This is a genomic window from Rathayibacter rhapontici (genome assembly GCF_001995175.1).
Classification (GTDB): domain Bacteria; phylum Actinomycetota; class Actinomycetes; order Actinomycetales; family Microbacteriaceae; genus Rathayibacter.
The window spans coordinates 1-296 of the sequence record NZ_MUKN01000135.1; the positions used below are offsets into that span (position 1 = coordinate 1).

Genomic DNA, 296 nt, shown 5'->3' on the forward strand with positions numbered 1-296 from the left:
GCGACTCGACGAGGATCCCGCCGAGGAACGCTCCGGTGGTGTTCCCGCCGAAGGGGCTGCCCGCGGCGGTCGGCGACGCGTACCCGCTCGTGTCCGACCGGGCCTGCTGCAGCGCCTCGCCGGCGAGCGCGGAGGCGCGCTGAGCGGAGGCGAGCGCCTCGCGCGGATCGGTCGCAGCGATCTGCGCCGCGTACTCCGAGGCGCGGGCGGCCTCGGTGAGGCGGGTGCGCGCGAGCGATCCGACGGCGCCGCGGCGGGCGGCGATGAAGTCCTCGGCCGCCGAGACGCGGCTCCGG

General features: G+C 78.4%; 1 pseudogene. It reads right to left on the bottom strand.

The window, feature by feature from the left end:
• A pseudogene (locus B0T42_RS20385) lies at positions 1 to 296 on the bottom strand (TPM domain-containing protein); the annotation flags it as partial.